Genomic DNA, 26,989 nt, shown 5'->3' with positions numbered 1-26,989 from the left:
AAAAATCACGTGGCCTCGCCGCCGGGCCACCGGGCCGCCCGCCGGCTAGTCTCGCCGCGTGTCCTCCGTGGGATCAATATCCGCGTCCAGCGCGTCCCACATCACGCGCCCGGAATCCGGTGCGTTGTTAAGGTCATCGCGCAGGCGTTGCTGGCGGCTCTGCTTGCGCTCGTAACGGTTCATCGTGGCAGCGTCCTGCCCCGGGCGCAGGGCCAGGATAATCCCGCACACCAGGGCGATCGCCGCCCCGGCCACGCTGAGCCCGGGGCCCGCGTAGTGCAGGGTCACCGAGGATATTTCCGCCCACTCCGAGAGCGTCACCGATCCCGCCTGGGTTCCGGTGGCGGTCTGCGCTCCCCCCTCCACGCTGCTGCTGAGCAGACTGTGTACGCGCTGGGTATCGATCTCCTGGTTCAGGGTGCGCACGGGAATCCAGGCTATCCCGGCCCCCGCCAAGGCGCACACGGTGCCGACCACGCGGCGGCCGAGGCGTCGTAAAGCCAAACCAGCCACGCACCCGGCGGCCAGCAGCAGCGCCACGGCGGTGAGTTCCGTGGCCCAGGTGGCCCCCGTTAACGAGGCGGAGACGGCCCCCGATTTATCGTCGAAGGCCTCCACGTCCAACCACGTCATGCGCGAGGCCGCCCAGTTCAGGCCCGCGGCCACCAGCAATCCCAGCGCCGCCACGCGGCCGGGCCGGCGCGAGGCCGCCGCGCTCATGCGGGCTCACCCACAAGGAGGCCCGCATCGAAGCACGTGCGATCCCCCGTGTGGCAGGCCGCCCCCTCCTGATCCACGAGGAGCAGCACGGTATCGCCATCGCAATCCAGGCGCACCTCACGCACCGCCTGGGTGTGCCCGGAGGTGGCGCCCTTGATCCAGTATTCCCCGCGCGAGCGCGACCAGTAGGTGCCCTGCCGGGTGGCCAGCGTGTGCGCCAGCGCCGTGGCGTCCATCCAGGCCAGCATGAGCACGGCACCGCTGCGAGCGTCCTGAGCGATGGCCGGCACCAGCCCCTCCTGGTTGAAGCGCACCCGGCGCGCGATGTCCGCATCGAGGGTGTACTGCTCCACCGCCGCGCTCATCGCCGTACCTCCTGGCCCGCCTCGGCCAGACCCGCCTTAACCTCGGGGATAGAGGTCATCCCAAAGTGGAAGATCGAGGCAGCCAGCACGGCATCCGCCCCGGCCTCCACGGCGGGTGGAAAGTCCGCCGCGCTGCCCGCACCGCCCGAGGCGATCACGGGAATGGTCACCGCCGCCCGCACCGCCCGAATGAGTTCGAGGTCAAAGCCATCGCGGGTGCCATCGGCGTCCATCGAGTTCAGCAGGATCTCCCCCACACCCAGCTCCTGCGCCCGGCGCGCCCAGGCCACGGCGTCCACGCCTGCGGAACGACGCCCCCCGTGCGTGGTCACCTCGAAGCCGGAGGGTTGCTCCGCACTGCGGCGCGCGTCCACGGAGAGCACGATGCACTGGGCGCCGAACTGCTGGGAAAGCTCCCTCAGCAACTCCGGGCGGGCCAGCGCCGCGGTGTTGACCGAGACCTTATCCGCCCCGGCACGCAGCAGGGCGCGCACGTCCTTAGCGCTGCGCACCCCGCCGCCCACGGTGAGCGGAATGAACAGGGCCTCGGCGGTGCGGCGCACCACCTCGATCATGGTGCCGCGCCCGGCGGCCGAGGCGCTCACGTCGAGGAAGGTCACCTCGTCTGCCCCCTCGCGCCCGTAGCGCGTGGCCAGTTCCACGGGGTCGCCCGCGTCCTTAAGGTCAGCAAAGTTGATGCCCTTGACCACACGGCCTTCATCAACGTCCAGGCAGGGGATCACCCGCACCGCTAGCGCCATCGGTTACCTTCCACCGTCTCTATCGCGTAATTTTTGGGATTCTTGGGGGATTAGCGCTGGTCATCAGCGCGATCCCCTTCCGGTAATAATGCCATTTTCATGGTACTCAGCACCACCGCGTGAGTGGCGGCATCGCCCGCCACCAGGCCGGAGGACTCCGGGGTCCAGGGTCTCCCGGCAATGTCGGTGACCACTCCCCCGGCCTCGCTGATCAGCAAAGCACCGGCGGCGTTATCCCAGGCATGCGGGGAGAAGGAGATGGCCCCGGCAAAGATCCCCTGCGCGGCAAAAGCCAGATCCACCCCCACCGAGCCGGTCACGCGGGGGCGCAGGTAGGTCTGGGAGAGGCGGGCCAGGAGCCGATGGCGGGTGAAGGTGGAATACCCGCACCGCGTCTGGGAGGACAGCGAGGAGAGGCCCACCTGGGCTATATCCTTATCCTTAGCGTCCTTATCCGCGGCCCTCAGCGGGGTGGCGGGGCTGCCGTTGACCTGCAATCCTCCCCCCTCCCAGGCGCTCAGCCTGCGCCCGAGCAGCGGCAGGGAACTGATGGCCAACACCGGCCGACAATCCACCAGGAGGCTCAACAAGATGGAGCAAAGCGGGTTGCCCACGGCGTAGTTGGCGGTGCCGTCGATGGGATCGATCACCCACACCGGGTCCGAACCCAGCCGCCCGCCGTGTTCCTCCCCATATACGGAGATCCCGGTGAGCTGAATGAGCGTGGTGCGCACGTAGTCCTCGATGCGCAGATCCACGTCGGTGACGTACTCCCCCGGCGCCTTCTCGTGGCGCTCAAGCGTGCCCACCCCGCGCAGGAAAAGGGCCTCGGCCTCGTCCACCACGGCCTGCGCTATGGCCAGTAATTCTTGCGCGTCCACGCGGCCTCCTTACGCTTGCGCCTGGGCAAAATGCTGCCTCGTATTCCTTCGGTTTTGCTACCGCGCGAGCGCTTCCAGCGCCGCCAGCGCCTCTGGCAGGCTCACGGTTCCCTCGTAGAGGGCCTTGCCCACGATGGCGGAATCAATGCCCTCCTCGGCCACCCGGGCCAGCGCGGTAATATCGGCCACCGTGGAGATGCCCCCCGAGGCGGTCACGGCGGCGTCGGTAGCGGCGGCGACCTCCCACAGGAGATCCACGTTCGGGCCGCCGAGCGTGCCGTCCCGGGATACGTCCGTGACCACGAAACGCTGGCAGCCCGCCGAGTCGAGGCGCTCCAAGACCTCCCAGAGATCGCCGGCGTCGGCCGCCCAGCCGCGCGTCTTAGCCCGCCATTCTCCCTCAACTTCCTGCGCGGCCAGATCAATAGCCACGGTATCGCCGTGGCGCTCCAGCACACGCGCGATCCACTCGGGGTTTTCTATGGCCGCCGTGCCGATGTTGATCCGCGAGGCCCCGGTGGCCAGGGCTCGCTCCACGGAGGCGTCATCGCGGATTCCCCCGGCGATGTCCACGGAAATGTCCAGCTTCCCGGCGATCTCCGCCAGGATCTCGTGGTTGCTCCCGCGCCCAAAGGCGGCGTCAATGTCCACCAGATGCACCCACTGCGCGCCCTGCTCCTGCCAGGCCAGGGCGGCGTCGAGGGGGCTGCCGTAGGACTTTTCCGTCCCGGCCGCCCCCTGGTGCAGGCGCACCGCCTTGCCTTCGGAAATGTCTACTGCGGGCAGGAGTGTCAGGATCATAGCCACACAGTCTAGCCGCGCGCCCGCGCCCCTGGCTATAATTGCTCCACCCAGTTGCGCAGCAGCCGCAGGCCCGCCTCCCCGGACTTCTCCGGGTGGAACTGCGTGGCCCACAGCGGGCCGTTCTCCACCGCCGCAACAAAGCGATCACCGCCGTGTTCAGCCCAGGTCACCGCCGGGGGTTCGGTGAGGTCATCGCCCTCAAACTCCCAGGTGCGCACGCCAAAGGAATGCACAAAATAAAAACGCTCCTGAGGATCAATGCCCGCAAACATCGCGGAATCCTGCGGCCGCTGCACCGTGTTCCACCCCACGTGCGGCAGCACCGGGGCTTGTAGTTGCTCCACCACGCCCGGCCACTGCCCGCAGCCCGGCGTGTCCACGCCATGCTCCACCCCGCGCTCGAATAAGATCTGGTGCCCCACGCAGATACCCAGCACCGGGCGGCCCCCGGCTAGGCGTTGGCCGATGATGCGCGGCCCGTAAATACTGCGCAGGCCCTCCATGCAGTAGGAAAAGGCCCCCACTCCGGGCACCACCAGGCCGTCGGCCTGCGTGGCCACCTCCGCCTCGGCGGTCACGCTCACCCGGGCACCCACGTGCTCTAAGGCCCGCTGTGCCGAACGCAAATTACCAGCACCATAATCTAAAAGAGCCACATGCGCAGACATGCGGATTATTCTACTGCGCTTATCGACGCCGCCGCACCAGCCGCCACGCCCGCCGCGCCGCCGGAATCTGCCGCAGGCGCGCGCGGGTGTTGTGATACTCCGTGAGCCTATGCCGCCCGGCGAAGGCATCGGCCGCCGTGAGCGCGATGCCCACCGCGATGAGCGCCGCCGCCGTGGCAAAGGCACCGGAATACGCCGCGCGGGCCGCCACCGCGCCCAGGAGGAAGGAACCCACCCCCGTGCCGGAATCGTAGGCGATATTCCAGATGGCCGAGGCCTCCGAGACCTTCGACCGCGGCAGCCGCAGGAACATGGACAACAGCGCCTCGTTTTGCACCACGCCAAAGCCACCGCCAAAGGCCACCGCCCCCAGCACCAACCACCACACCGACCCCTCGGCCATCAGCACGGCGGCGGTCAGCGCCACGCCCAGGCCCGCCAACACCTGCCCGGGAATCATCAGCGCTCCGGGCGTGCCGCGACGATCCGCAAACATACCGGAGAAGTACCGGAAGATCATGGAGGCTCCACCCACGATAGAAAGTATGAAGCCCGCCAACAGCGCCCCGAGATCCGCGTCCAGCGCCGTGACCGCCGCCGGGAGGAACGAGGAGACCGCCCCGAAGCTCATGGAGATGCTCGTGACGGCCAGGGCGGGCACCGTCACCAGCTTCCAGGTGGACACGGCGGGCAGGGGGCGGGGTTCCTCCTCCCGCCGGGCGTCCGGGGTTTCCGCCGGGGCCGTCCGCGAGGCCTTCAGCTTGGGAATCCGCAGGCACATCGCCCCCGCCAGCGCACCCACCGCCGCCGCGAGCACGTACACCCCCGGGTATCCCAGGGCCGTCTGACCCAGGACGAGGCCCAGGGGCAGGAATGCCATCTGTGCCAGGCCGATGAACACCCCCAACATTCCCGAGGCCTTCCCCAGAAACCGCACGGGCACCAGCTCCGCAACCAGGGCCGATTCCGCCACGGTGAGCGCGCCAAAGCCCACCCCGCGCAGCGCGGAAAACAGCAGGGCCGGTGCCGCGTCCATGCCCATCAGGTACCCCAGGGAGGGCAGCCCCAGCATGAGCGCGGAGGCCACCATCACGGGGTTATAGCCCACGCGCCGCAGCAGCGCCGGGGTACACATCTGGGTGAGCACCGTGGCCGCCATGAAAATGCCGGTGGTGGCCCCGGCCAGCAGATCGCCGCCGCCCGCGTCGAGCACCGCCGAGGGCACCACCGGCAGCAGGAGCGACCACGAGCCGAAAGCACAGGCCACCGCCAGCAGGGTGGGAATATAACCGGGAGTCTGCCACACGCTGCTGATCCGCCGCGCTTCCGCGCTCTGGGTGTGCTGGCCGTACTCCCGATCTGCCACTTACCTCATTCCTCCTATCAGCCACAGTATCGCCCCCGCCAGGGCGAGGGCGGCAAGCGTACCACACACAAGGGTGAGTTTCTTCGCGCCGTTTTGGTAAGCGGACCACGTGCCGCCCACCAGGATCCCGGCCACCGCAAACATGAGGTAAATAAACCAGTTATTCGTGCTATTGGCCCCCTGGGCGGCCGCGAGCAGCGTCTCCATGCTAGAGCGCCCCCTTGGTGGAGGGAATGTCTTTCACCCGGGGATCGGGTTCCCAGGCCTGGCGCAGTGCGCGTGCCACCGCCTTGTACTCCGCCTCCGTAATGTGGTGCGGATCGCGCCCATAGTGGCACACCAGGTGCAGGGTGATGTGGGAGTGGAAGGCCAGGGATGCAAAGAAGTGCCGGTTAATCACCGTGGCGTAGTGCCCCCCGATGATCTGGTGCACCATGTGCTCCGGCTCCCCGCGCATCTCAAAGTACGGTCGGCCGGAAATATCCACCACGGCCTCTACCAGGGCCTCGTCCATCGGCAGTTGTTGGGAGCCAAAGCGGCGGATTCCCGCCTTGGTGCCTAGCGCTTGAGCAATCGCCGTGCCCAGCACAATCGCGGTGTCCTCCACGGTGTGATGGGCGTCCACCTCAATATCACCTTTGGCTTGCACCGTGAGATCCACGCAGCCGTGGGTGGCAAAGGCGGTGAGCATGTGGTCAAAAAAGGGCAGGCCGGTATTAATCTGAGCGGTTCCGGCGCCGTCAAGGTTGATCTCCACGGAAATCTGGGATTCGCTGGTGGCCCGCTCGGCGCGGCCAATGCGTTGCGGCATAGTTGAAAGATCCTTTCTGGTTATCCCGATCATCGCGGCCCTAGCCGCCAAAGATGCCTTGGGCGGCGCTCAAGAAGGCATCGTTTTCCTCCGGCTTGCCGATGGTCACCCGGAGGTGGCCGGGAATACCCACGTCCCGGATGAGCACCCCCTGATCCAGGAAGCGCTGCCATGCGGCAGCGGCATCGGCCAACCCGCCGAAAAGCAGGAAGTTCGACTCGCTCGGCACCACCGTGGCCCCCATCTCGCCCAACGCCTTCGCCACCCTCTCGCGCTCCCCCACGATGGTGCGCACCGTGGCTAGGGTCTCCCCCGCGTGTTCCAGGGCGGCCAGGGCCGTCACCTGGCTCAGCGTGGAGAGGTGGTACGGCAGGCGCACCAGCATGATCGCCTCGATGATCGCCGGAGCGGCCACCAAATAGCCCAGGCGTCCGCCGGCGAAGTCAAAGGCCTTGGACATGGTGCGGGATACCACCACCGTGGTGGGATACTCCGCCACCAGGCTCACCGCCGAGGGGGAATCGGAGAACTCCATGTACGCCTCGTCCACGATGACGATGCCGGGGGCCTGTTCCACCAGGCGGCGCAGATCCGGCAGCGGCAGCACCGAGCCGGTGGGATTGTTCGGGGTGGTGATAAACACCACCTCGGGGCGCTTCTCCCGCAGCACCGCCAGCGCCTCCTCCACGTCGATCTGGAAGTGGGAGTCGCGCGGCACGCTCAGCCAGGTGGTTTGCGTCCCCTCGCTGAGGATCGGGTGCATCGAGTAACTGGGGCTAAAACTCAGCGCGGTGCGCCCCGGCCCGCCAAAGGCCTGAAGCAACTGCTGAAGAACCTCATTAGAGCCATTGGCCGCCCAGAGATTATCCTCGCTCACCCTGGTGCCGGTCTGCGCGCTCACGTACCCGGCCAGGGCGCGGCGCAGCCGCGTGGCATCGCGGTCGGGGTATCGGTTGAGGCTACCCGCAGCCTCGCTCACGTGGCGGGCGATCTTATCCACCAGGGCCGGCGACGGCGGATAGGGATTCTCATTGGTGTTCAACTGCACCGGCACCTGAAGCTGCGGCGCCCCGTAGGGGTGCTTACCGCGCAGTTCCTCGCGCAGGGGCACCTCATCCAACCGAACCTGGGGGGCCACCGTCGCCTCGGCGTAGTCGCGCGTCATCTGCTCATTCCTCCTTGGAATCAAAGCGAGCCCGGATGGCCTCGCCGTGGGCCGGAAGCCGCTCCTCGTCGGCCAGGGTGATGATCGCCGGCGCGATCTGCTCCAGCGCCGCACGGTCATACACGATGGTGTTCACCGGGCGCAGGAACGTGTGGGTAGACAGGCCCGGGGAAAAGCGCGCGGTGCCCGAGGTGGGCAGCACGTGATTGGAGCCCGCCGCGTAATCGCCCAACGGCACGGGGGAATACGGCCCCACAAAGATCGCCCCGGCGTGGCGGATACGCGCGGCGTCGGCCTCCGCCTGCCGGGTGTGAATCTCCAGGTGCTCGGCGGCGTAGGCGTCGGCGGCGTGCAGGGCGGCGTCGATCGAGTCCACCAGCACGATCCCGGATTGATCCCCCCGCAGCGCCTCCGCCACGCGCTCGGCGTTGGCGGTGACGGTGTAGCGCTGCGCCACCTCCCGCTCCACCGCATCCGCCAAGGCGGGCGAATCCGTAATCAGCACGCTCGCGGCCAGGGGATCGTGCTCGGCCTGGCTAATCAGGTCATAGGCCACGTACACCGGATCGGCGCTCTCATCGGCCACGATGGCGATCTCCGTGGGGCCGGCCTCCACGTCCGTACCCACCACGCCGCGCACCAGGCGCTTGGCGGCGGTGACAAAGATATTGCCGGGGCCGGTGATCATGTCCACCGGGGCCAGGCCCGCCTGCTCATCGCCATACGCCATCAGGGCCACGGCCTGCGCGCCGCCCACGGCCCAAACCTCCTCCACCCCCAGCAGTGCCGAGGCCGCGAGGATCGTGGGGTGCGGCCATCCGCCGTGATCGGCCTGCGGTGGCGAGGCCACCACCATCGACTCCACCCCGGCCTCCTGGGCCGGAATCACGTTCATCATCACGCTGGAGGGATACACGGCCCTACCACCGGGAACGTACAGACCCACCCGCTCGATGGGGGCAAAGCGCTCGATCACTCTCGCGCCGGAGCCAAGTTCCGTGGTGTGCTCGGCGGGTACTTGATCCGCGTGGACGCGGCGCACCCGCGTGATCGCCTCGGTGAGCGCCGCGCGGACGTCCGGGGATAGGGCGGAGACGGCGGCCTCCATGACCTCCCGGGGAACGCGCACGGCTTGCGGGCGCACCCCGTCAAAGCGTTCCCCGTAGTCCAGGGCCGCCTGCGCGCCGCGCTCCTGGATCTCCGCGATGATGGGGGCCACGGTCTCCGATACCGCCGTGACGTCGGTACGCCCTCGGGGCAATCGACGGCGGAGTTCCGCGGTGGTGGGGTGGCCACCGGTGAGATCAATACGCTGCATCATCATAGGGCGCTCTGCTTTCCGTCAGGACGTTTTTTCTGCCTCTTGATTGTAATATCCCGGTGTGTCCTGGGCCTCATCGCTGAGGGCTCCCGCCGCACCTGCCGTCAAGGCTCCGGGCTCGCCGGGGGTTATCACCAGGCAGCTCCAATAGGCCAGCACCGCCATGAGCGCGGGGAATAAAAAGGCAATGGGTGCCCCCAGCCCCACCGCGCCGAGGATTTCTACCTCATCTCCAGGGCGAAGCGCCGTGGGATCGGGAACCGGAACGCGCCGCCGCGCCAGCCACAGCCCCACCTCATAGGCGCAGGCGGTTCCCCCGGCGGCGAGCAGCCCCAACCACACCTGCATCAGGAGGCTACGGCTGCGCTCCGAGCGCAGGAACACCCCCACCGCCAGCGCGCTGGCAATCAGGCCCGTGCCCAGCACCAGCAGTAACCAGGCGCTAAATTCCGTCCCCTGGCCGGGCTCTAGGGCCACGGTTCCGCCTTCGAGCAGGGTGCCGCGATAACTCGGGTACGCCAGTCCCCACAGCAGCCCCGCGGCGAGAAAAAGAAGCGCGCTCAGCGCCAGCACGCCGCTGGCCGCGCTGAGCGCCGCGCGCATTCGCACCGACATTTAGTTACAGAACGTCCACGCGCCGTTCTCCCGGGTGAAGCGCTGCGTGGCCTCCGAGGGGCCGTTATTGGAGGTGGCCACCACGGTGGCGGAGGCTTGGTCGCTGTCCACCACAATGTCCCGCACCTCCGTCACGGAGGAGTCATACTGCTCCCCGCCGGGCATGTCGTTGAGGTTGACATCCGGGATCGCGGAGAAGTCAAAGACCTCGGGGCCGCCGTTTTCCTGGATCACCCGGGAACAGGTGTGCTGCGGCAGGTATTCCATCTTGCGGCGCATAGAGGTCTCGTTATTAAAACCGGTGACCAGCGTGCGGATCGCCTCCGCGTCCTGATCGTTGGCGGGCTGCCCGCCGGGGATGGGGGCCACGGTGGCGATCGGCAGGCCGTTATCGTCCGCCGGGGCCGGTTGCGCCTGGTTCTGCTGGTCTCCCTGGGCGCCGTTACGCTCCTGCGCCGCCTGCGTGCCCGCCGGCGGGGCGGTCTGCGGCACCGGAGTGAGCTGCTGCTCGGGTGCCGCCGGGGAGGCGGAGGCGGTATTGGCCGGGGCCTGGCTGCTCGGGGCCTGCGAGGGGGCGGCCGTGCCCGAGGCGGCAACGCTGCTGGTGGCGGACGCCGAGGCCTCCGTGGAATCCTCCGAATCCTTGCTGCACCCGCTGAGCACGAGTGGGGCGGCCACGAGGGCGGCGATCAGGACTTTGGTGGAAGCGGAAAGGTTCACCACGGGGTTCCATCTCCTTTGTGGTTTTCGGCGGCTGTCGGTTCAGCGTGTTCAGGCAGCCCGCTGCCCGATGCATGTCACTCTACCAAGCATTATCGCCTCCCCCTCGGGCCGGCGTTACAGGCCGCCGGGTGTGCCCCCGCCGCCGGGCGTCGATAGTCCGATGCGCCTAGGCTGACAGGGTGCATCTTCACCGCGAAGCGCTGATTAGCGCGAGCCTGGACATCGTGGACCGCTACGGCCTCGCTGACCTCTCCATGCGCCGTCTAGCTCGGCACCTGGGGGTGACCCCCGGCGCGCTGTACTGGCATGTGGAGAGCAAGCAGCACCTGCTGGAGATGGTGGCGCGGCACATGCTCGCCCCGGCCCTGGGTGCCGCGCCGACGGGCGATACCCCCCTGGACCCGGTGAGATACGCGCGGCTGGTGCGCTCGTGCCTCCTTAGCCACCGCGACGGAGCGGAGATCGTCACGGCGGGCCTTTCCATGCCCGACTTGCACCGAGAGGTGGTGGCGGCGGGTCGGCGCGTGCTCGGCGGCGACGCCGTAACCTCCCGGACGTTCCTGGCCTTTGTCCTGGGCTCGGCCACCTTGGAGCAGGCGCAGCGGCAGTTGCGGGAGGTCACCGGCCTGGGCGCGGACGCCCACCCGGAGGCCAACGCGGAGGAGTTTTTTGTGCTGGGAATAACGGCGGTGCTTTCCGGCTTGAAGAAGGAGAAATCATCCCCCGCTTCTTTTCGAGGAGAACGCATGTCCCGCATTGTCATCATGGGCGCCACCGGCATGATCGGTTCCGCCGTGGCCGCCGAGGCCCGTTCCCGAGGCCACGAGGTCCTCGGCCTGTCCCGCCATATTCCCGCCCCGGAGAAGCGGGTGGAGGGCGTGGAGTACCACGAGGGGGAGGTCAGCGATACCGGGGCGCTACTCGACGCCGCGCGCGGTGCCGACGCCCTAGTGGTCACCGTTCCGATCAACCGCGCGACCGGAGAGGCGGACGCCATCGTGGAGGCTCATCGCAGCCTCATCGCCGCCGCCCCGGATACCCGCGTGATCGTGGTGGGCGGGGCCGGCGGCCTCCAGGCCGATGAGAATACGCTGCTGGTGGATACCCCCGACTTCCCCGAGGAATACCGGGCCGAGGCCCGCGCCTTCGTGCGCATTCTGGCGTTGTACCGCCAGGCCCCGGAGGCCCTGGATTGGACGATGCTCGCCCCCTCCCCGGAGATCGCCCCCGGCCCCGCCGCCGCGTCGCACCGCCTCTCCACGGACTCTCCCGCCGGTTCCTTCGTGAGCACCGGAACCTTTGCGGTGGCGCTGCTCGACGAGGTGGAAAACCCCCGGCACCGGCGCGCCCGCTTTAGCGTCGCGGACGCCGAGTAGGCTATCCCGCATGGGCCCGCAGCGGCCCGCACCGCAGGTCTGGCTGAAAGGATAGGTCTCCCACGTGATTCCGGCTCATGGCGCCCAGGTAACCGTCGCCCACGGCGAGGTACGCATCGCCTACTCCGAGCTTGCGGCCGCCCTCTCCGGGATACCTCGGCGCACGGTGCCGCTGAGCCAGATAGATTCCCTAGAGACGCACCTGCCCACCGCCCACCGGGGCGGCTGGGTGGAGCTGCGCGGCCCACAGCCAGCGGTGCGGGTGCGCTTCGCCCCGCACCAGGAGGCCCAGGCCCGGCTGTGTGCGCAAACGCTCAGCGCGGCCCTGCGCGGGGAGGACCCCGCCGGGGCCGAGGCGCGCGTTCCTGGCCTGAACTTCGTGGCCCTGGACGTGGAGACCGCCAACGCGGACTGGGGTTCGATCTGCCAGGTGGGCGCGGTGCGCTTTATCGACGGCCGCGAGGTCGCCGCCGAGTCCTGGCTGTGCCAGCCACCCGTGCCCGGCTTCCACCCCACCAACGTGGGCGTCCACGGGATCACGCAAGACGATGTGTCCCAGGCCCCCACCTTTGCCGAATGTCTCCCGCGGATCGTGGAGTTCCTGGGCGATCTTCCCTTCGTGGCACACAACGCCCAGTTCGACGCCACGGCCCTTCACCGCGCCTGCGCCGCCGCCGGGATTGACGCCCCCACGCTGCACTTCGGCTGCTCCCTGGCGCTCGCTCGCACCCAGGGCCGCAGCGGCCTGCGCGTGGTTAATCATCGCCTGCCCACGGTGGCGGCCGCTCTCGGCGTTCCCCTCGATCAGCACCACGAGGCTCTGTCCGATGCCCGCGCCTGCGGGGCCATCGTGGCGGCGCTCGCCGCGCGCCACGGGTGGTCCGGTTCCACCCTGGGCTTTATCCATTCCCAGGGCTTCACCCTGGGCACCGTGGATAAGCAGCGGGTATTCCCCGTGCTCAAGGATCGCACCGGGGCCGGGATCGCGCTTCAGCAGCGCGATCTGGCTTCCCCGGAGAAGGTACGCGCGGTTTTGGAAACCCAGCGGGCGGAGGCGGAGCCCGGTAAGAGCCCGAGCGCCGTGAAGGAAACCCGTGGCTCCGCTAGGCGGAGGGCCAACTGGCAGGCCGTGTCCACACCCGAGGTCATTCCCGATCCCAACCCGAATGCCGCACCGGACGGCCTGCTCTTTGGCCACCACGTCACCCTCTCCGGGGAGTTTGAGCCTTTTGATAAGGGCACGCTGTGGCAGCGGATCGCGGATCAAGGGGCGCGCATCGGCAAGAACGTGACCAAGAAAACCACGATCCTGGTCACCGGCGCGTGGACCGCCAAGACCTCCAAGCACAAGCGCGCCGAGGAGCTCCAGGCCCAGGGCCAGCCCATAGAGATCTGGTCGCAGGAGGAACTCCTGGCGGCACTGGGGCTTAACGAGCAACCGCCGTTCTAGGCTTCCCCACCTCACGGGGAACCACGGGCGGCGGCCACGGAGTCTAAGGGGAACAACACTAAGACCCCCTCGAAAGGCCCCACGCCCATGACCACCATCCTCCTCGCCCCGGCCCCGCCCCTGAGTCCCCAGCTCCTGCTCCGCCAAGCCAGAAGCGGGCCGCCCCTTGATGAGGCCTACGGCCGCGCCCGGGCGGCCGTCATGCTCTCCCGCGACTTCGCCTCCGGACTGCTCGTGGGCGATCACCCCGCCGCCCACGATGAGATCGCCGCCCTGGGCATGAGCCTGCACCAGGCTTGGGATCGCGCGGCGGCCCGCCTGCTGGGTACCGCGCAGCGCGCCCAGGGAACGCAATTTCGCACCCGGGCGGCCACCGCCTTGCATCCATGTTTCCGGGGCCAACCGGTGTGGCAGGTGGACTGCCCCGGCTCCCCCGCCACCGCCTGGCTGGCCCACCCCTACCCCTTTACCGTGCTGCACCGCCACCTCACCTTCCTGGGAAAAGGCGCACAACCCTGGTACTTCGCCCCACGCCCGGATATTTTGCTGGCGGCCCCGCGCGGCACTCACATCGACCTCTCGGTGATCCCCGTGCGGCTGTGCGCCCACCCCATTGGGTATCGGCACGGCTTTCCCGTCCTCCTCCCGGGTGAGCAGGGGTAGCATGAGACCACGATGTCCGATACCGTCATTGCCCGACTGGGAACCACGTACCATGAGTGGGTTCGCGCCCACCCCGACGCCGCCGAGCGATTCATCGACACCATCGAGGAGCTTCTCTCCGACGCCGGCGTGACCTATGACCGGGTGGTGGCCCGGATCAAGGCCTGGCCCTCCCTCAAGGCCAAGGCCCGCAAGCGCACCGCCGACGGCAACCCCCTTTATCCTGATCCGTGGGAGAACATTCACGATCTCATCGGGGTGCGGGTGACTACCTTCCATTCCACCGAGATTCCGGTGGCGATCAACGTGCTGGGCCAGTCCTTTCACGTGCTGCGCTCCGTGGATAAGGCCGCGGAAACCAAGGTGGCCGGGGATTTTGGGTACGGCTCGCATCACCTGGTGCTGCGGGTGGAGGAGGACTCCGATGAACTGGAGGACTATCGCGGCATGGTCTTTGAGGTGCAGGTGCGCACGGTCTTGCAGCACGCCTGGGCGGAATTCGAGCACGATATTCGCTACAAGAGCGGGGCGGATCACCTAGACCCCCAGGTGGATCGCGCCTTTACCCTGGCCGCCGGGCTGATCGAGTTGGCCGACCAGCAATTTGACCAGATCGCCGCCCTCAAGGGCAGCCAGGTCGAGGCCGGGGACGAGGTGGAACTCACCGCCGAGACCCTGCCCGGCGTGCTGGCGGTGCTGATGGAATCGCGCTTTCCGCGATCCCGCTCCGATCACTACCGTTGGTTGCAGGAGTTGCTCAGCGCCCACGGCATCACAAAGATGGCGCAGTTGCGGGATCTCTTGCAGGAATCCGATATTCAGGCCGTGCGCGCCGCCATGAAGTACCGCTACCGCCCCAGCCAGGTCCGCATCATCGACGATCTCTTACTCAACCGCTATGGAAAGGAACACATCGAACTAACAGGTGGCAGCGGGAAGAGGGCCGAGCAGCGCCCGCACCGCCTCGCCCGGCGGCTCAAGGCTCTGCGCAGTGCGGCTGCGCCATAGCCTCGACGGCGTCAGCCACTACGATGGTGATGGGTTCTTCCTGATATACCCTCACAAAAGAAAGGGGAAACCATGACCATGCTTTTTACCTCCGAGCGCATCTCTGACTTTGTGCACGTGTGGGGCCTGAGCCTCACCGAGCTGCTGCGCATGTTTGGCCTGTAGCCACCGCAGTTAACTGCGGTTAACTCCGGCCCCGGAGCCGGTCGAGCTGGCGGCGCTCCTTCTTGGTGGGCCGCCCGCTGCCGCGATCGCGCTGCGGTAGGCGGAGGAACGCTTCCTTGGGTGGGGGCGGCGGGGTGTGATCCACATAGCATTGGGTGGCCACCGCAGCCCCCACCCTTTTGCGCACGGTGGCGGTGACCTCCACGTCCACCTCGCGGTGATGCGCCCACACGCGCACGCGGTCTCCGGGAACCACCTGCTGGGAGGGTTTCACGCTCTCCCCGTTGATCTTCACGTGCCCCGCGCGGCAGGCGGCGGCCGCCTCCGAGCGGGTCTTGAGCAGGCGCACGGCCCACACCCAGGCGTCGATGCGCACGGGGCCCGCGGCGGGGGTGGTGCCCTCCGGCGGCATCAGCCCTCGTCCTTGTGATTGACGATCTGCTGGACCTTTCGGTAATGAGAGAATGCTCCCACCACGCCCACCAGCAGGATCACCGCCGCCAGCCACCAGGAGTTCGAGGCAAAGACGATCACGCCGAGGCTGGCCGCCACGCCGCCGCCCGCCCATATCATCATGCGGTTGAGGTGATGGCGCGCGGCTTGTTTGCGGGCCTCGATGGGGTTATTCGGGCGCGGCTGCATAGTCATGGCGGCCAGTCTACCCTTCCACCCAGGTGCTTCCGGCGGCCTTCGGGGCCGCCTGGCCGGAGGTCACCGCGCTGATCGTGTGCGCGAGCGCGTCTCCGGTTCCGGGGTCGGCCGCCAGGGTCAGGTGCACCTGCTGCCCGTATTCCACGTCGGTCACGGCGATTCCCCGGGCGCGTAGTTCCGCCTCGTAGCGCCCGGCCTGGGCGTAGGGAAGGTCGAGCCGCCAGAGTTCCTTGCGCGCCCGCCGGGTGCGGGTGACCAGGGGTAGGGCGTCGCCCACGGAGTTGGAGTAGGCGTGCACCAGGCCCCCGGCCCCGAGTTTGATTCCGCCGAAGTAGCGCACCACCACGGCGGCGATGTCGAGCATTCCCGAGCCACGCAGTTGCTCCAGCATGGGGGTACCGGCGGTCCCGGAGGGCTCGCCGTCGTCGGAGGAGCGTTCCACCGGGTTAGCTCCCTCCACGTGGTAGATGTAGGCGCTGCAATGGTGGCGGCCGTCGGGAAAGTCCGCGCGCACGGAGTCCACGAAGGCGCGGGCCGAGGCTTCGTCGGTGATCCGGGCGATGTGGGTGATAAAGCGCGAGCGCTTGATTTCCAGGGTATGCGTGATGGTCTGCGGCGCGGGACGAAGATACATGGGTTAGATCAGGAACTCGTATTCCGGACTGCCGGGGTGAAGCTGGCGGCAGTCCAGGCGGGAGGATTCCATGCGGTCGAGCAGCGGAACGAGGTCTGCTGCGGCGCTCAGTTGCAGGCCCACCAGGGCGGTGCCGGTCTCCCGGTTATTGCGCTTGAGGTATTCAAAGCGGGTGATGTCATCCTTTTCCCCCAGCACCTCCTCAAGGAAGTGCCGCAGCTGCCCCGGCTCCTGGGGGAAGTTCACCAGGAAGTAGTGCTTGAGCCCCCGGTGAACCAGGGAACGCTCCATCACCTCGTTATAGCGCAGCACATCATTATTGCCCCCGGAGATAATGCACACCACCACCTCGCCGGGCTGGAGCTTCAGTTCGCGCAGCGCCGCCACGGAGAGCGCCCCGGCCGGTTCCGCGATGATCCCCTCGTTCTGGTAAAGGCCCAGCATCTCTGTGCACACGGACCCCTCGGAAACGTCCATCGCGTGCAGGCGGCCGAGGTTGGCCTCCACCACCTCCCAGTTCAGATCGCCCAGGCGTTTGACGGCCGCGCCGTCCACGAAGGGGTCCACGCTCTCTAGGGTCACCGGGGCGTCGTTGCGTATGGCTGCTTGCAGGGAGGCCGCGCCGCGCGGCTCCACGCCGATCACGGCGGTGCGCGGGGCCATGTCCGCCACGTAGCTAAGCACCCCGGAGAGCAACCCCGCGCCCCCCACGGGTACCACGATGGTATCGAGGGATTTGCCCTCCGCCGTGAGCTGGGAGAGCACCTCGGCGGCCACCGTGCCCTGGCCGATGATGGTGGAGCGGTTATCGAAGGGCTCCACCACGGTGGCCCCGCGCGCGGCGGCGTCGGCACGCGCGGCCTGGGCCGCCTCATCGAAGTTATTGCCGGTGACCACGAGTTCCACCGCCGCGCCCCCATGCACCCGAATCCGATCCCGCTTCTGCTGAGGGGTTTGCGTGGGCACAAAGATCTTGCCCTGGATGCCAAAGGTCTTGCAGGCATAGGCCACGCCCTGGGCATGATTGCCTGCCGACGCCGCGACGATCCCCGCCGCGCGCTCCTGCTCGCTGAGCTGGCTGATCGCGTTCATCGCCCCGCGGATCTTATAGGAGCGCACGTCCTGCAAATCCTCCCGCTTCAGGTACACCTGCGCGCCCGTGGCCTCCGAAAGCCGGGGGCAGTATTGCAGGGGGGTGTGCGCAATCGCGGAGGAAATCCTCGCCTGGGCCAGCTGAATATCCGAGGCATGGATCGGCGTGCTACTCATGCACACGGATTCTAGCCCCTTGGGCGCCACCTCCATACGGGTGGTCACTTTAGTACCCTCGCCCCTCCCTCACTTATATTGCTTTTAGTCAATCCTTTATCAGGAAAGGTTATATTTTCTATGAAGCGCACCGCACTGGGCCTGGCGCTCGCCACCGCCCTCACCGCCTCCCTCGCCGCCCCGGGTATCGCCCAGGCCGCCCCCTCCTCCAGCGATATTCCCATCCTGGATCGCAACATCACCCTGCCCGTGCCCGAGGAGCTCGCCGCCCAGGGCAGCACCGGCGTGATCGCCACCGCCCCCTACAACGAACCCGCCGGGGCCATCCGCACCACCTTCGGGCAGCGCGGCCCGCACCCCGTCACCGCCACCGCCGAGGCCCACGAGTGCACCGACCTGGTGTTCTCCATCTACAACCAGATCCTGCGCTTCCAGCACGGCGTGCCGGGCGGCGCCCCCTGCTATGACACCTTCCCCGCCGGCGAGGAATCCCCCGTGGGCAGCAAGTTCATCTACCCCGCCGACATCGCCACGATGGAAAAGGCCCCCCTGGTGATCCTCAGCCCCGGCATCGGCGCCGAGCCCGGCCTCGTCTCCCGCCAGGCGGAGCTGTATGCCTCCCATGGCTACGTGGTGGCCCTGGGCTACTCCTTTGTGAACTGGTTTGGCGAGCAGGTGGAGCGCGCCGCCGCAGAGACCATCGCCGCCAACCAGGATCCCGCCTCCCCGCTGTTCGGCAAGGTGGATACCTCCCAGACCACGCTGGTGGGCCACTCCGCCGGCGGCGGCTCCGTGGTGCGCGTCTCCGAGACCCTGGAGCAGGGCGCGCACGCCGCAGGCGACAATAACTTCCACGTCACCGGCGTGGTGGCCGTCAACCCCGGCCCCTCGGACTTTGGCCTGGCCTCCCCCGCCACCACCAAGCCGGTGCTCTTCACCCTGGCGGAGAACGAGTCCCTGGTGCCGCACCCACTCTCGCGCATGCTCTATGATCGCGCCACCGGCCCGAAGTGGTGGGCCGTGGTCAACGGCTCCTACCACGGCACCTTCACCGGCGATCCCGCCGATTCCGTGCTCGGCGGCCTGGTGCTTTCCTTCGCGGAGTACACCACCACCCACAGCCCGCGCAGCACCGAGATCTACCAGGGCGAGGGCCTGGCGCAGGATTCCGAGCTGCACGGCGTGGAGCGCGCGGGGGTATAAGCCGCGCTCAACCGTGATCGGGGGGTCGGGGGATTCCCGCACGGATCGACCCATGCAACCACGCAAATCTGAAACATGCGTGGCATCACAATTCGGTAACTTTTCCTTTCCGTTCCTTGCCCCATGACCGCTTCCGGGCTATCGTCGGCGGCTGAAATATGAGAAAAGCCGCATTGGAGGCCAGACTTGAGGAACTTCCTGCAAAAGATCCGGCCACTGCTCTGGGGAATTAGGCTCGTCTGCGGGGCTTTTACCATATGGTTTGCCCTCCAGGGAAACTACGCTATGGCAACAAACTTTGGGATAGTGTCCACCATCATAGTCGGCGTCCCGGAAATACTCTCCGAAAATATAAAGAAGAGCAGCAAACCCCTCCCCTCCTCCACGGCCATTGGCGAGCATCAAAAGAAAAATCCCACGCAGGCGTTTGCAGAATCCATCAACGAGATCAGAGAGGAGGAATCGCAGTAGGAATATCCTCGGGGATAGTCCCCCATACATACGCCCCTACCCCAACACCCTCCCCCGCTGCTCCGGCAGCGTCCAGGCCGCCAGCGCCGCGATCACAAAGGCCGCCCCGAAGAGCCCAAAGAACGCCCCGGTGCCCCACCCGGCCACAATCGGCGGCACGATGAGCGGCGCGATGATGGAGGCGATGCGCCCGACCCCCGCTGCGGCCCCGGTGCCTGCCCCGCGCACCGCCGTGGGATAAAGCTCCGGCCCAATGGCGTACAGGGCTCCCCAGGCCCCGAGGTTAAAGAAGCTCAGCAGGCACCCGGCCAGGATAATCAGCGGCACGGAATCCGCGTAACCATACAGCCCAGCGGAAAGCGCCGATCCCGCCAAAAACGCTGCGAGAGTGGCCCGCCGCCCCCAAACCTCAATGAGCCAGGCGGCCACCGCATAACCGGGTAATTGCGCCAGCGTGATAATCAGGGTGAATTGGAAAGACTTCACCAATCCAAAACCATCGGCCACCAGCAGCGAGGGAATCCAAATAAACGCGCCATAATAACTTAAGTTGATGCAGAACCACACCACCCACAGCGCCGCCGTGCGCCCGCGCAGGCCCCGCGCCCAGATGCTCCGCGCCCCCGCGGCCGTCTCGTCGTAGCGTTCTTCTTCCTCGCTCACCGGAGCGGCGTCGATCAGCGCCGCCTCGCGCTCGAACTCGGCCACGATCCGCTCCGCCTCCTCGTGCCTGCCCTTCGATTCCAGGAAGCGCACGGACTGCGGCAGCCGCAGCCGCACGTAGAGCGCGTAGGCCGCCGGCACGCAGCCCAGGGCCAGCGCCCAGCGCCAGCCGCTTTCCGAGGCCGAGACCACGAACGCCCCGATGGCCGCCGCCGCGATCCAACCCAGCGCCCAGAAGGCCTCAAGGAGCACAACCATACGGCCGCGCAGGCGGCGCGGGGAGAACTCCGAGATCAGCGTGGAGGCCACGGGGAGTTCCGCGCCGAGGCCCAGGCCCACGACGAAGCGCAGCGCCATGAGCGCCGCAAGGGACGTCGCCAGCGCGGAGGCCCCCGTGGCCACGCCGTAGACGAGCAAGGTGGCGGCAAAGACCTGCCTGCGTCCCAGCCGATCTGCCAGCAACCCGCCGAAGGTGGCCCCCAGTGCCATGCCGACGAAGCCGATGGAGGCCAGCCAGGAGGTTTGGGTGTGGCTTAGCCCCCAGTGCGTAGCCAGGGCCGCCATGATGAAGGAGATGAGGCCCACGTCCATCGCGTCGAGCGCCCAGCCGATGCCGGAGCCCCAGAGCATCTTCTTGTGCTTGGGTGTCAGCGGCAGGCGATCCAGGCGCTCGTTGCGGGTGAGGCTTTTACTTAGACCATTGTGCGACATAGCCATACTGTAATCGCCTGACCAGCCGCGCACGGGCTTTTTAGCCCAAAATTCCGGTCCCCATCGTGGCCTTGAGATCACCCATGAGAGAAGCCGAACGATCCACACGCAGATGCTCACCCAGGATCATGAGGGTGGATTCCTCCCCGTTGACCAGTTTGAGGTACACGTCCGATTCTCCCCTGTTGGCCACCAGCACGTCCTTGAGCTTCTTGATGTTGACGGGGGTGCACTGATCGGTGCGCATGGTCAGCCGCAGCGGCACGCCGCTGCCGTTGCCCGCGCCGAGTTCGGGCACCTTGAGGTCATCGCAGAACAGGCTGGTGCGCTCGTCTCGGATGGAAACGTGCGCCTTGGCCAGGATGATGTTGTCCTCCACGATCTGCGAACTCACCAGGGCGTAGACCTTGTTGAACACCAGTAGGTCCGTCTGCGCGCCGTTGTGATCCTCCACGGTCACGATCGCCCAGGGGGAGCCGTCCTTCTTGGAAAAGCGCCGATCCACCCCGGAGATGATGCCGCCGATGGTCACCTCTTGGCCGTGGCGCAGTTCCCCGCCCAGGATGGTGGTGATCGCGGTATCGGTTTGCGCGGCCAGGGCCTCCTCGAAGCCGTCCAGGGGGTGCCCGGAGACGTACAGGCCCAGCATCTCGCGCTCCAGGGCTAACTTGTGCTTGCGATCCCACTCGGCATCGGGCACCTCGATGGCAAAGACGTTATCCATCGCCTCATCCTGGCCGCCCAGGCCCGCAAACAGGTCAAACTGGCCCTTATCCGCCGCCTTTTTGGTGGCGGTCACGGCGTCCACGGCGTCCTCGTGGATCAGGGTCAGCCCCTTGCGCGGCAGCCCCAGGGAGTCAAAGGCCCCGGCGCGGATCAGCGATTCCGTGATGCGCTTATTGCAGGGCAAAAGCTCGATCTTTTCTAAGTAATCGCCAAAGTCCTTGTACGCGCCCTGGGCCTCGCGGGTGCGCACGATGGAGTCCACCACGTCCTTGCCCACGTTGCGGATCGCGCCCAGGCCAAAGCGGATGTCCTCCCCCACGGCCATGAAGTCATTGTGGGACTCGTTGACGTCCGGGGAGAGCACCCTGATGCCTAGGTGGCGGCAGTCCGCCAGGTAGATCGCGGACTTATCCTTCTTATCCGCCACGGAGGAGAGCAGGGCCGCCATGTACTCCGGGGCGTAGTGGGCCTTGAGGTACGCCGTCCAGAAGGACACCAGCCCGTAGCCCGCCGCGTGGGACTTGTTAAACGCGTAGGAGGCAAAGGGCTCGATGGTGCCCCAGAGCGCGTCCACGGCGGCCTTGGAATAGCCGTTATTCTTCATTCCTCCGGCGAACTTCTCGTACTGCTTGGCCAGCACCTCCGGCTTCTTCTTGCCCATCGCCTTGCGGAAGTTATCGGCCTCGCCGGCGGTGTAATTGGCCACCTTCTGCGAGATACGCATGATCTGCTCTTGGTACACGATCAGGCCATACGTCTCATCGAGGATCTCGCGCAGCGGCTCCTCCAGTTCCGGGTGGATGGGAGTGATCGGCTTGCGGCCGTTCTTGCGGTCCGCGTAGTCCCAGTGGGCGTTCACGCCCATCGGGCCGGGGCGGTACAGCGCCAGGGAGGCCACGATATCCTTAAATCCCGTGGGCTGCATGCGCTTGAGTAGTTCCTGCATACCGCCGCTATCGAGCTGGAACACGCCCAGGGTATCGCCCCGGCTGAGCAGCTTGTACACCTCCTCGTCCTCCGTCTCCAGGGTCTCCAGCGGCACCTCCTCTCCCCGGTTGGCCTTGATGTTCTCGATCGCATCGCCGATCACGGTGAGGTTGCGCAGGCCCAGGAAGTCCATCTTCAGCAGGCCGATGGCCTCGCAGGCGGGATAGTCCCAGCCGGTAATCAGCGCGCCGTCGGCCGCGCGCTTCCACATGGGAATGTGATCCAGCAGCGGCACGGAGGCCATAATCACGGCGCAGGCGTGCACGCCCGCCTGGCGCACCACCCCTTCGAGGCCGCGCGCGGTCTCGTAGATCTGCTTGACGTCCGGGTCGGATTCGATGAGGGAGCGCACCTCGCCGGCCTCGGCGTAGCGCTCGTGGTTGGGGTCGGTGATCCCGGAGAGTGGAATGTCCTTGGCCATGATCGCCGGCGGCAGGGCCTTGGTGATGCGGTCGGCGATCTGGTAGCCGGGCTGGCCGAACTGCACGCGGGCGGAGTCCTTGATGGCCTGCTTGGTTTTCACCGTGCCGAACGTAATCACCTGGGCGATCTTGTCCTCGCCCCAGCGGTCGGAGGCGTAGCGGATCATCTCGCCGCGGCGGCGATCGTCAAAGTCAATATCAATATCGGGGGCGGAGGGCCGCTCGGGGTTGAGGAATCGCTCGAAGAGGAGGTCATGCTCAATGGGATCAATGTTGGTGATGGTCAGGGCGTAGGCCACCAGGGCGCCGGCGGCCGAGCCACGGCCCGGCCCCACCCGGATTCCCACGGAGCGGGCGTGCTTAATCAGCTCGGCCACGATGAGGAAGTAGGAGGGGTAGCCCTTCATGTCGATCACGCTGATCTCATACTTGGCGCGTTCGATGTATTCCTGCGGCACCTCCTGGCTGGGAAAGCGCTCTTGCAGGCCCGCCATCACCTCGTGGGTGAGCCAGGAGGTGGGGGTTTCCCCCTCCGGCACGTCCGCGATGGGCATGCGATCGTGCGGGTGATCCTCCCAGAGTTCGCCGTAGTCTCCCACGCGCTCGGCGATCCACAGGGTGTTATCGCAGCCGTCGGGCACCATCTCGTCCCAGATCTCGCGCATCTGGGCGGCGGACTTGATGTAGTAGCCGTCGCCGCCGAACTTGAAGCGGTCGGGATCGTGCAGAGTCTTGCCCGTCTGCACGCACAGCATGGCCTCGTGCGGCTGGGACTGGGATTGCAGCACGTAGTGGCAATCATTAGTCACCAGGGGCGGCAGGCCCAGCTTGCGGCCGATCTCCAGGAGCTCGGAGCGCACCCTGGTCTCAATGTCCAGGCCGTGATCCATGAGTTCCAGGAAGTAATTGTCCTTGCCGTAGATGTCCTGCCACATCGCGGCGGCCTCCAAGGCCTTATCGAACTGCCCCAGGCGCAGGCGTGTTTGCACGTCCCCCGAGGGGCAGCCGGTGGTGGCGATGATACCGTCGGCGTGCTCCGCGATGAGGTCGGCGTCCATGCGCGGCCACTTGCCCAGTTGCCCCTCGTAGGAGGCCATCGAGGAGAGATAAAAGAGGTTGCGCAGGCCGGTGGCGTTTTCCGCGAGCATGGTCTGGTGCAGGTACGCGCCGGAGGCGGAGACGTCATCGGATTTCTGGTGGGGCTCGCCCCAGCGCACGCGGTTTTTATTGAAGCGAGATTCCGGGGCCATGTACGCCTCGATGCCGATGATCGGCTTGATTCCGGCCTCCACCATCTTGCGGTAGAAGGCGTTGGAGCCAAACATGTTGCCGTGGTCGGTGATTCCCACCGCTGGCATCCCCTGGCGGCTCACCTCCTCGGCCAGCATGTCCACCTTGGCCATTCCGTCGAGCATGGAGTATTCCGTGTGGTTATGCAGGTGCACAAAGGAGGAGTTCTTGGCCATGCCGCTCAGTCTATCCGCTGGGGCAAATCCCCCACCCCGAGCGGAAACCGGCAGGTAGAGCTCATCGCGGGCACGCGCCCCACCCAGCGGCTACAGTAACCGCATGGTCTACGGCATCCTGGCGTATCTCTTGTGGGGGCTTTTCCCCGCGTTCTTCCCGCTCTTGGAGCCCGCCAACGCGGTAGAGATCCTCTCTCACCGGATCATATGGGCCGCCGTGCTCATGGCCCTGGTGCTCAGCGCCACCAAGGGCTGGGCCGAGCTGCGCCGCGCCTCCCGCGCCACCTGGCTGCGCATGGGGGCGGCGGGCCTCCTCATCGCGGCCAACTGGCTGATCTACATCGTGGCGGTGAACTCCGGGCACGTGGCGGACGCCGCCCTGGGGTACTTCATCAACCCCCTGGTGAGCGTGCTCTTGGGCGTGTTCATCCTGGGCGAGCGGCTGCGCCGGTTCCAGCTCATCGCCGTGCTCCTGGCCGGGGTGGCGGTGCTGTGGCTGACGGTCATCGGGGGCCATCCCCCGGTGTTGGCGCTGGGCTTGGCCCTGAGCTTTGGGGTGTATGGCCTGTTGAAAAAGCAGATTTCCGTGTCCGGGGCGGCGGGCCTGGCGGCGGAGACCCTGGTGCTCACCCCGCTGGCGCTGGGCTACCTGGGCTGGCTTGAGGGCACCGGGCGGGGCACCGCCTTCGATCACGGCCCGGGCCACCTGGGGCTCCTGATGCTCTCCGGGGTTATCACGGTGATTCCGCTGCTGCTCTTTGCCCGCGCCACCAAGGCGATCACGCTGTCTGCCGTGGGCATGCTGCAATATCTCACCCCCACCATGCAGATGCTCTGGGCGCTGTTTGTGGTGCAGGAGCACATCTCCCCGCAGCGCTGGGTGGGGTTCCTGCTGATCTGGGTGGCGGTGGCGATCTTCATCACGGACGCCACCCGGCACCGGGCGCGCCGCAGCCCCGCTACTCCCCCTCGTGATCCATCGGCGGGGTAAAGCGTATGCCAAAGAAACCCCACACGGCGTCGGCGGGGAGCACGTCCACGGCGGTCAGATCCTCCTCATGCTCCCGCGCCCAGTCGCGCAGCGTGGCCCCGGTATCGCGCACCACCACCGCGCTCAGGCGCGGCTTGGCGGTGTCATAGATCACCAGCGTGCGCTGCATACCCAGGTCAAGCACCTCGGCGCGCGAGGCCTCGGCCACCGGCTCCGGCAGCGCGGCGATGTGCACCGCGTCCACGATCTCGGCGTTCACCCTGTCCAGCGGCTCCACCAAGGCACCGGCCTGCTCGGGATCGAGCCAATCGCGAAACACCACCAGGGCGTAGGCCGATTGATCCTCCGGTGCGGCTCGCAGGCTGGCCGCCGCGCGGGTCTGGTAATCCGCGTAGGATTCCTCGGCCTCGATCCCCACCGAATCGCCGTTGATCAGCGGGGTGGCCTCCCCGCGCGATTGCGCCCAGGAACCCAGGAGCAGCACGCCGCCGAGGAAAATCACCAGGATCAGGGAGGGCAGCAGCGTGCGCGCGATCCGGGCACTCATGCGCGCACCCTTTCCAGAGCGGCCTCAAGGTCCGCCGGGTAGGGGGCCTCAATCTCCATCCAGCGGCCATCGGCGGGGTGATGAAAGCCCAGGCGCACCGCGTGCAGCCACTGGCGGATCAGCCCCAGGCGGCGCGCCAGCTCGGGATCGGAGCCGTACATCGGATCGCCGCAGCAGGGGTGATGAATGGCGGACATGTGCACGCGGATCTGGTGGGTGCGGCCCGTCTCCAGGTGCACCTCCAGCAGCGTGGCCTCCGGGAAGGCCTCGATGGTTTCGTAGTGCGTCACCGCCGGCTTGCCGTCGGTGGTCACCGCAAAGCGCCAGCCGGAGGAGGGGTGCCGGCCGATGGGGGCGTCGATAGTCCCGGTGAACGGGTCCGGGTGGCCCTGCACCAGGGCGTGGTACGTCTTGGTCACCGTGCGTTCCTTAAAGGCGCGCTTGAGCACGGAGTATCCGCGCTCGGAGGCCGCCACCACCATCACCCCGGAGGTGCCCACGTCCAGGCGTTGCACGATGCCCTGGCGCTCGGGTGGGCCCGAGGTGGAGATGCGAAAGCCCGCCCCGGCCAGGCCACCCACCACCGTGGGACCCTCCCAGCCCACCGTGGGGTGCGCGGCCACGCCCACCGGCTTGTGCACGGCGATCACGTCGGAATCGTAGTAGAGGATCTCCATGCCCTCTACCTCCTCGGGCGTGGGCTCGGCTGAGACGGCGGGCTCCGGCAGGGTCACCGTAAGCAGGCTGCCCGCGCCCAGCCGCGCCGACTTCCCCGCCGCCGCGCCATCGACGAGCACGTCGCCCGCCGCCGCGAGATCCGCCGCCACGCTGCGGGATAAGCCGAGGAGCTTGGACAAGGCGGCGTCGATACGCATACCCACCAGCCCCTCGGGGACGGGGAGGCTCCGCACTTCCCTGCCCATCAGCCCACCTCCTTGGCGCGTCGCTCCTCCAGAAGCATACCGATGATGAAGATCACCACTCCGACGCTAATACAGGCATCGGCGATATTAAACACCGCAAAACCCCCCACGGAGATGTAATCCACCACGTGCCCCAGGAAAAACTGCGGGTCGCGGAACAAGCGATCCATGAGGTTCCCCAGGGCCCCGCCGCCCACCAGAGCCAAGCCCAGGGCCGTCCAGGGATCGCGCACCCGGGGGGCCGCCACCGCCACCCCCACGATGAACGCGATCTGGAAGCACGTAAAAAGCCAGGTGGAGTTCTGGCCCATCGAGAAGGCCGCCCCGGGATTAAAAAGCAGCAGGAACCGGAACCAGTCCCCCAGCACCGGCTGCGGCACCCCCGGCTCCAACCAGGACAGCATAATCGCCTTGACCGCCTGATCCACCGCCGCCACGAGGAGCACCGTGGCGGCCATGAACA

At 67.2% G+C, this 26,989-nt stretch carries 29 protein-coding genes; 7 read left to right on the top strand and 22 right to left on the bottom strand.

Annotation, left to right across the window (positions count from 1 at the left end):
• Positions 1–45: 45 nt before the first annotated feature.
• From Cocul_RS01950 to Cocul_RS01890, 13 genes are read right to left on the bottom strand one after another with little or no spacing between them, the layout of a single operon-like run.
• Complete coding sequence (locus Cocul_RS01950; protein ID WP_055121628.1) at positions 46–720, bottom strand: TIGR02234 family membrane protein; 675 nt, start codon at positions 718–720, stop codon at positions 46–48.
• Entirely contained in the window at positions 717–1,085 is a 369-nt protein-coding gene (gene hisI, locus Cocul_RS01945; RefSeq protein WP_055121627.1) for a phosphoribosyl-AMP cyclohydrolase, read from the bottom strand. Before hisI ends, Cocul_RS01950 begins: the two co-directional genes overlap by 4 nt.
• Entirely contained in the window at positions 1,082–1,846 is a 765-nt protein-coding gene (hisF, locus tag Cocul_RS01940; RefSeq protein WP_055121626.1) for an imidazole glycerol phosphate synthase subunit HisF, read from the bottom strand. Before hisF ends, hisI begins: the two co-directional genes overlap by 4 nt.
• A gap of 50 nt (positions 1,847–1,896) precedes the next feature.
• Positions 1,897–2,727, bottom strand: a complete 831-nt coding sequence (locus Cocul_RS01935; RefSeq protein WP_055121625.1) for an inositol monophosphatase family protein — start codon at positions 2,725–2,727, stop codon at positions 1,897–1,899.
• A 57-nt stretch (positions 2,728–2,784) separates the two neighbouring features.
• On the bottom strand, positions 2,785–3,528 hold the full coding sequence (gene priA, locus Cocul_RS01930) for a bifunctional 1-(5-phosphoribosyl)-5-((5-phosphoribosylamino)methylideneamino)imidazole-4-carboxamide isomerase/phosphoribosylanthranilate isomerase PriA (protein ID WP_055121624.1): 744 nt from the start codon (positions 3,526–3,528) through the stop codon (positions 2,785–2,787).
• A 35-nt stretch (positions 3,529–3,563) separates the two neighbouring features.
• Positions 3,564–4,199 carry an imidazole glycerol phosphate synthase subunit HisH gene (gene hisH / locus Cocul_RS01925; RefSeq protein WP_055121623.1) on the bottom strand — a complete coding sequence of 212 codons (636 nt, stop codon included), beginning with the start codon at positions 4,197–4,199 and terminating at the stop codon, positions 3,564–3,566.
• A gap of 19 nt (positions 4,200–4,218) precedes the next feature.
• Positions 4,219–5,505, bottom strand: coding sequence for an MFS transporter (locus Cocul_RS01920; RefSeq protein WP_055122001.1), 1,287 nt, complete (start codon positions 5,503–5,505; stop codon positions 4,219–4,221).
• Between the two features lie 60 nt (positions 5,506–5,565).
• The gene (locus Cocul_RS01915; protein ID WP_055121622.1) at positions 5,566–5,772 is read right to left on the bottom strand and encodes a hypothetical protein; all 207 of its coding nucleotides are present in this window, start codon (positions 5,770–5,772) and stop codon (positions 5,566–5,568) included.
• A 1-nt stretch (position 5,773) separates the two neighbouring features.
• The gene (gene hisB / locus Cocul_RS01910; RefSeq protein ID WP_055121621.1) at positions 5,774–6,376 is read right to left on the bottom strand and encodes an imidazoleglycerol-phosphate dehydratase HisB; all 603 of its coding nucleotides are present in this window, start codon (positions 6,374–6,376) and stop codon (positions 5,774–5,776) included.
• Positions 6,377–6,416: 40 nt separating this feature from the next.
• Positions 6,417–7,541 (bottom strand): histidinol-phosphate transaminase, encoded by a 1,125-nt coding sequence (locus tag Cocul_RS01905; protein ID WP_055121620.1) that lies wholly within the window; start codon positions 7,539–7,541, stop codon positions 6,417–6,419.
• Between the two features lie 4 nt (positions 7,542–7,545).
• A complete protein-coding gene (gene hisD / locus Cocul_RS01900; RefSeq protein ID WP_055122000.1) occupies positions 7,546–8,862 on the bottom strand; it encodes a histidinol dehydrogenase in 1,317 nt (438 codons plus the stop codon).
• Between the two features lie 21 nt (positions 8,863–8,883).
• The gene (locus Cocul_RS01895; protein ID WP_055121619.1) at positions 8,884–9,477 is read right to left on the bottom strand and encodes a hypothetical protein; all 594 of its coding nucleotides are present in this window, start codon (positions 9,475–9,477) and stop codon (positions 8,884–8,886) included.
• Positions 9,478–10,200: a hypothetical protein gene (locus Cocul_RS01890; RefSeq protein WP_055121618.1), complete on the bottom strand. Its 723-nt coding sequence runs from the start codon at positions 10,198–10,200 to the stop codon at positions 9,478–9,480.
• A gap of 179 nt (positions 10,201–10,379) precedes the next feature.
• On the opposite strand from Cocul_RS01890, the gene Cocul_RS13070 reads away from it, so the two are divergent.
• The 4 genes from Cocul_RS13070 to Cocul_RS01870 all read left to right on the top strand — a co-directional run bounded on the left by Cocul_RS13070 (position 10,380) and on the right by Cocul_RS01870 (position 14,697).
• Entirely contained in the window at positions 10,380–11,576 is a 1,197-nt protein-coding gene (locus Cocul_RS13070; RefSeq protein ID WP_082422112.1) for an NAD(P)H-binding protein, read from the top strand.
• Between the two features lie 64 nt (positions 11,577–11,640).
• On the top strand, positions 11,641–13,026 hold the full coding sequence (locus tag Cocul_RS01880; RefSeq protein ID WP_055121617.1) for an exonuclease domain-containing protein: 1,386 nt from the start codon (positions 11,641–11,643) through the stop codon (positions 13,024–13,026).
• 87 nt (positions 13,027–13,113) lie between these two features.
• The gene (locus tag Cocul_RS01875; protein WP_055121616.1) at positions 13,114–13,689 is read left to right on the top strand and encodes a hypothetical protein; all 576 of its coding nucleotides are present in this window, start codon (positions 13,114–13,116) and stop codon (positions 13,687–13,689) included.
• Between the two features lie 12 nt (positions 13,690–13,701).
• Complete coding sequence (locus Cocul_RS01870; RefSeq protein WP_055121615.1) at positions 13,702–14,697, top strand: GTP pyrophosphokinase; 996 nt, start codon at positions 13,702–13,704, stop codon at positions 14,695–14,697.
• Positions 14,698–14,881: 184 nt separating this feature from the next.
• Here the strand turns inward: Cocul_RS01870 and Cocul_RS01865 are convergent, their stop codons facing one another.
• Genes Cocul_RS01865 through ilvA form a run of 4 tightly spaced genes read right to left on the bottom strand, consistent with a single transcriptional unit; the run spans position 14,882 to position 17,416 of the window.
• Positions 14,882–15,274, bottom strand: coding sequence for an RNA-binding S4 domain-containing protein (locus Cocul_RS01865; RefSeq protein WP_055121614.1), 393 nt, complete (start codon positions 15,272–15,274; stop codon positions 14,882–14,884).
• The gene (locus Cocul_RS01860; RefSeq protein ID WP_055121613.1) at positions 15,274–15,510 is read right to left on the bottom strand and encodes a hypothetical protein; all 237 of its coding nucleotides are present in this window, start codon (positions 15,508–15,510) and stop codon (positions 15,274–15,276) included. Before Cocul_RS01860 ends, Cocul_RS01865 begins: the two co-directional genes overlap by 1 nt.
• Before the next feature lie 10 nt (positions 15,511–15,520).
• Positions 15,521–16,147, bottom strand: a complete 627-nt coding sequence (locus Cocul_RS01855; protein WP_055121612.1) for a YigZ family protein — start codon at positions 16,145–16,147, stop codon at positions 15,521–15,523.
• A gap of 3 nt (positions 16,148–16,150) precedes the next feature.
• Complete coding sequence (ilvA, locus tag Cocul_RS01850; RefSeq protein ID WP_150114306.1) at positions 16,151–17,416, bottom strand: threonine ammonia-lyase IlvA; 1,266 nt, start codon at positions 17,414–17,416, stop codon at positions 16,151–16,153.
• 120 nt (positions 17,417–17,536) lie between these two features.
• Between ilvA and Cocul_RS01845 the strand changes: the two genes are divergently transcribed.
• On the top strand, positions 17,537–18,619 hold the full coding sequence (locus Cocul_RS01845; protein WP_055121610.1) for an alpha/beta hydrolase: 1,083 nt from the start codon (positions 17,537–17,539) through the stop codon (positions 18,617–18,619).
• Positions 18,620–18,805: 186 nt separating this feature from the next.
• Positions 18,806–19,090, top strand: a complete 285-nt coding sequence (locus Cocul_RS12180) for a hypothetical protein (RefSeq protein WP_150114305.1) — start codon at positions 18,806–18,808, stop codon at positions 19,088–19,090.
• A 36-nt stretch (positions 19,091–19,126) separates the two neighbouring features.
• Here the strand turns inward: Cocul_RS12180 and Cocul_RS01840 are convergent, their stop codons facing one another.
• The gene (locus tag Cocul_RS01840) at positions 19,127–20,464 is read right to left on the bottom strand and encodes an MFS transporter (protein ID WP_055121609.1); all 1,338 of its coding nucleotides are present in this window, start codon (positions 20,462–20,464) and stop codon (positions 19,127–19,129) included.
• A 40-nt stretch (positions 20,465–20,504) separates the two neighbouring features.
• A complete protein-coding gene (gene dnaE, locus Cocul_RS01835; RefSeq protein ID WP_055121608.1) occupies positions 20,505–24,065 on the bottom strand; it encodes a DNA polymerase III subunit alpha in 3,561 nt (1,186 codons plus the stop codon).
• A 103-nt stretch (positions 24,066–24,168) separates the two neighbouring features.
• Here dnaE and rarD point away from each other — a divergent pair, with 103 nt between their 5' ends.
• On the top strand, positions 24,169–25,056 hold the full coding sequence (gene rarD / locus Cocul_RS01830) for an EamA family transporter RarD (protein WP_055121607.1): 888 nt from the start codon (positions 24,169–24,171) through the stop codon (positions 25,054–25,056).
• Here the strand turns inward: rarD and Cocul_RS01825 are convergent.
• Genes Cocul_RS01825 through lspA form a run of 3 tightly spaced genes read right to left on the bottom strand, consistent with a single transcriptional unit; the run spans position 25,025 to position 26,984 of the window.
• Entirely contained in the window at positions 25,025–25,603 is a 579-nt protein-coding gene (locus tag Cocul_RS01825) for a hypothetical protein (RefSeq protein ID WP_055121606.1), read from the bottom strand. The two genes, rarD and Cocul_RS01825, sit on opposite strands and share 32 nt — an antisense overlap.
• Positions 25,600–26,526 carry an RluA family pseudouridine synthase gene (locus Cocul_RS01820; protein WP_055121605.1) on the bottom strand — a complete coding sequence of 309 codons (927 nt, stop codon included), beginning with the start codon at positions 26,524–26,526 and terminating at the stop codon, positions 25,600–25,602. Before Cocul_RS01820 ends, Cocul_RS01825 begins: the two co-directional genes overlap by 4 nt.
• Positions 26,526–26,984 (bottom strand): signal peptidase II, encoded by a 459-nt coding sequence (gene lspA, locus Cocul_RS01815; protein ID WP_425388766.1) that lies wholly within the window; start codon positions 26,982–26,984, stop codon positions 26,526–26,528. The genes Cocul_RS01820 and lspA overlap by 1 nt, the downstream gene beginning before the upstream one ends.
• Positions 26,985–26,989 lie beyond the last annotated feature (5 nt).

This window comes from Corynebacterium oculi (assembly GCF_001412105.1).
Taxonomy (GTDB): domain Bacteria; phylum Actinomycetota; class Actinomycetes; order Mycobacteriales; family Mycobacteriaceae; genus Corynebacterium; species Corynebacterium oculi.
This window is presented reverse-complemented; position numbering and strand designations above follow the sequence as displayed.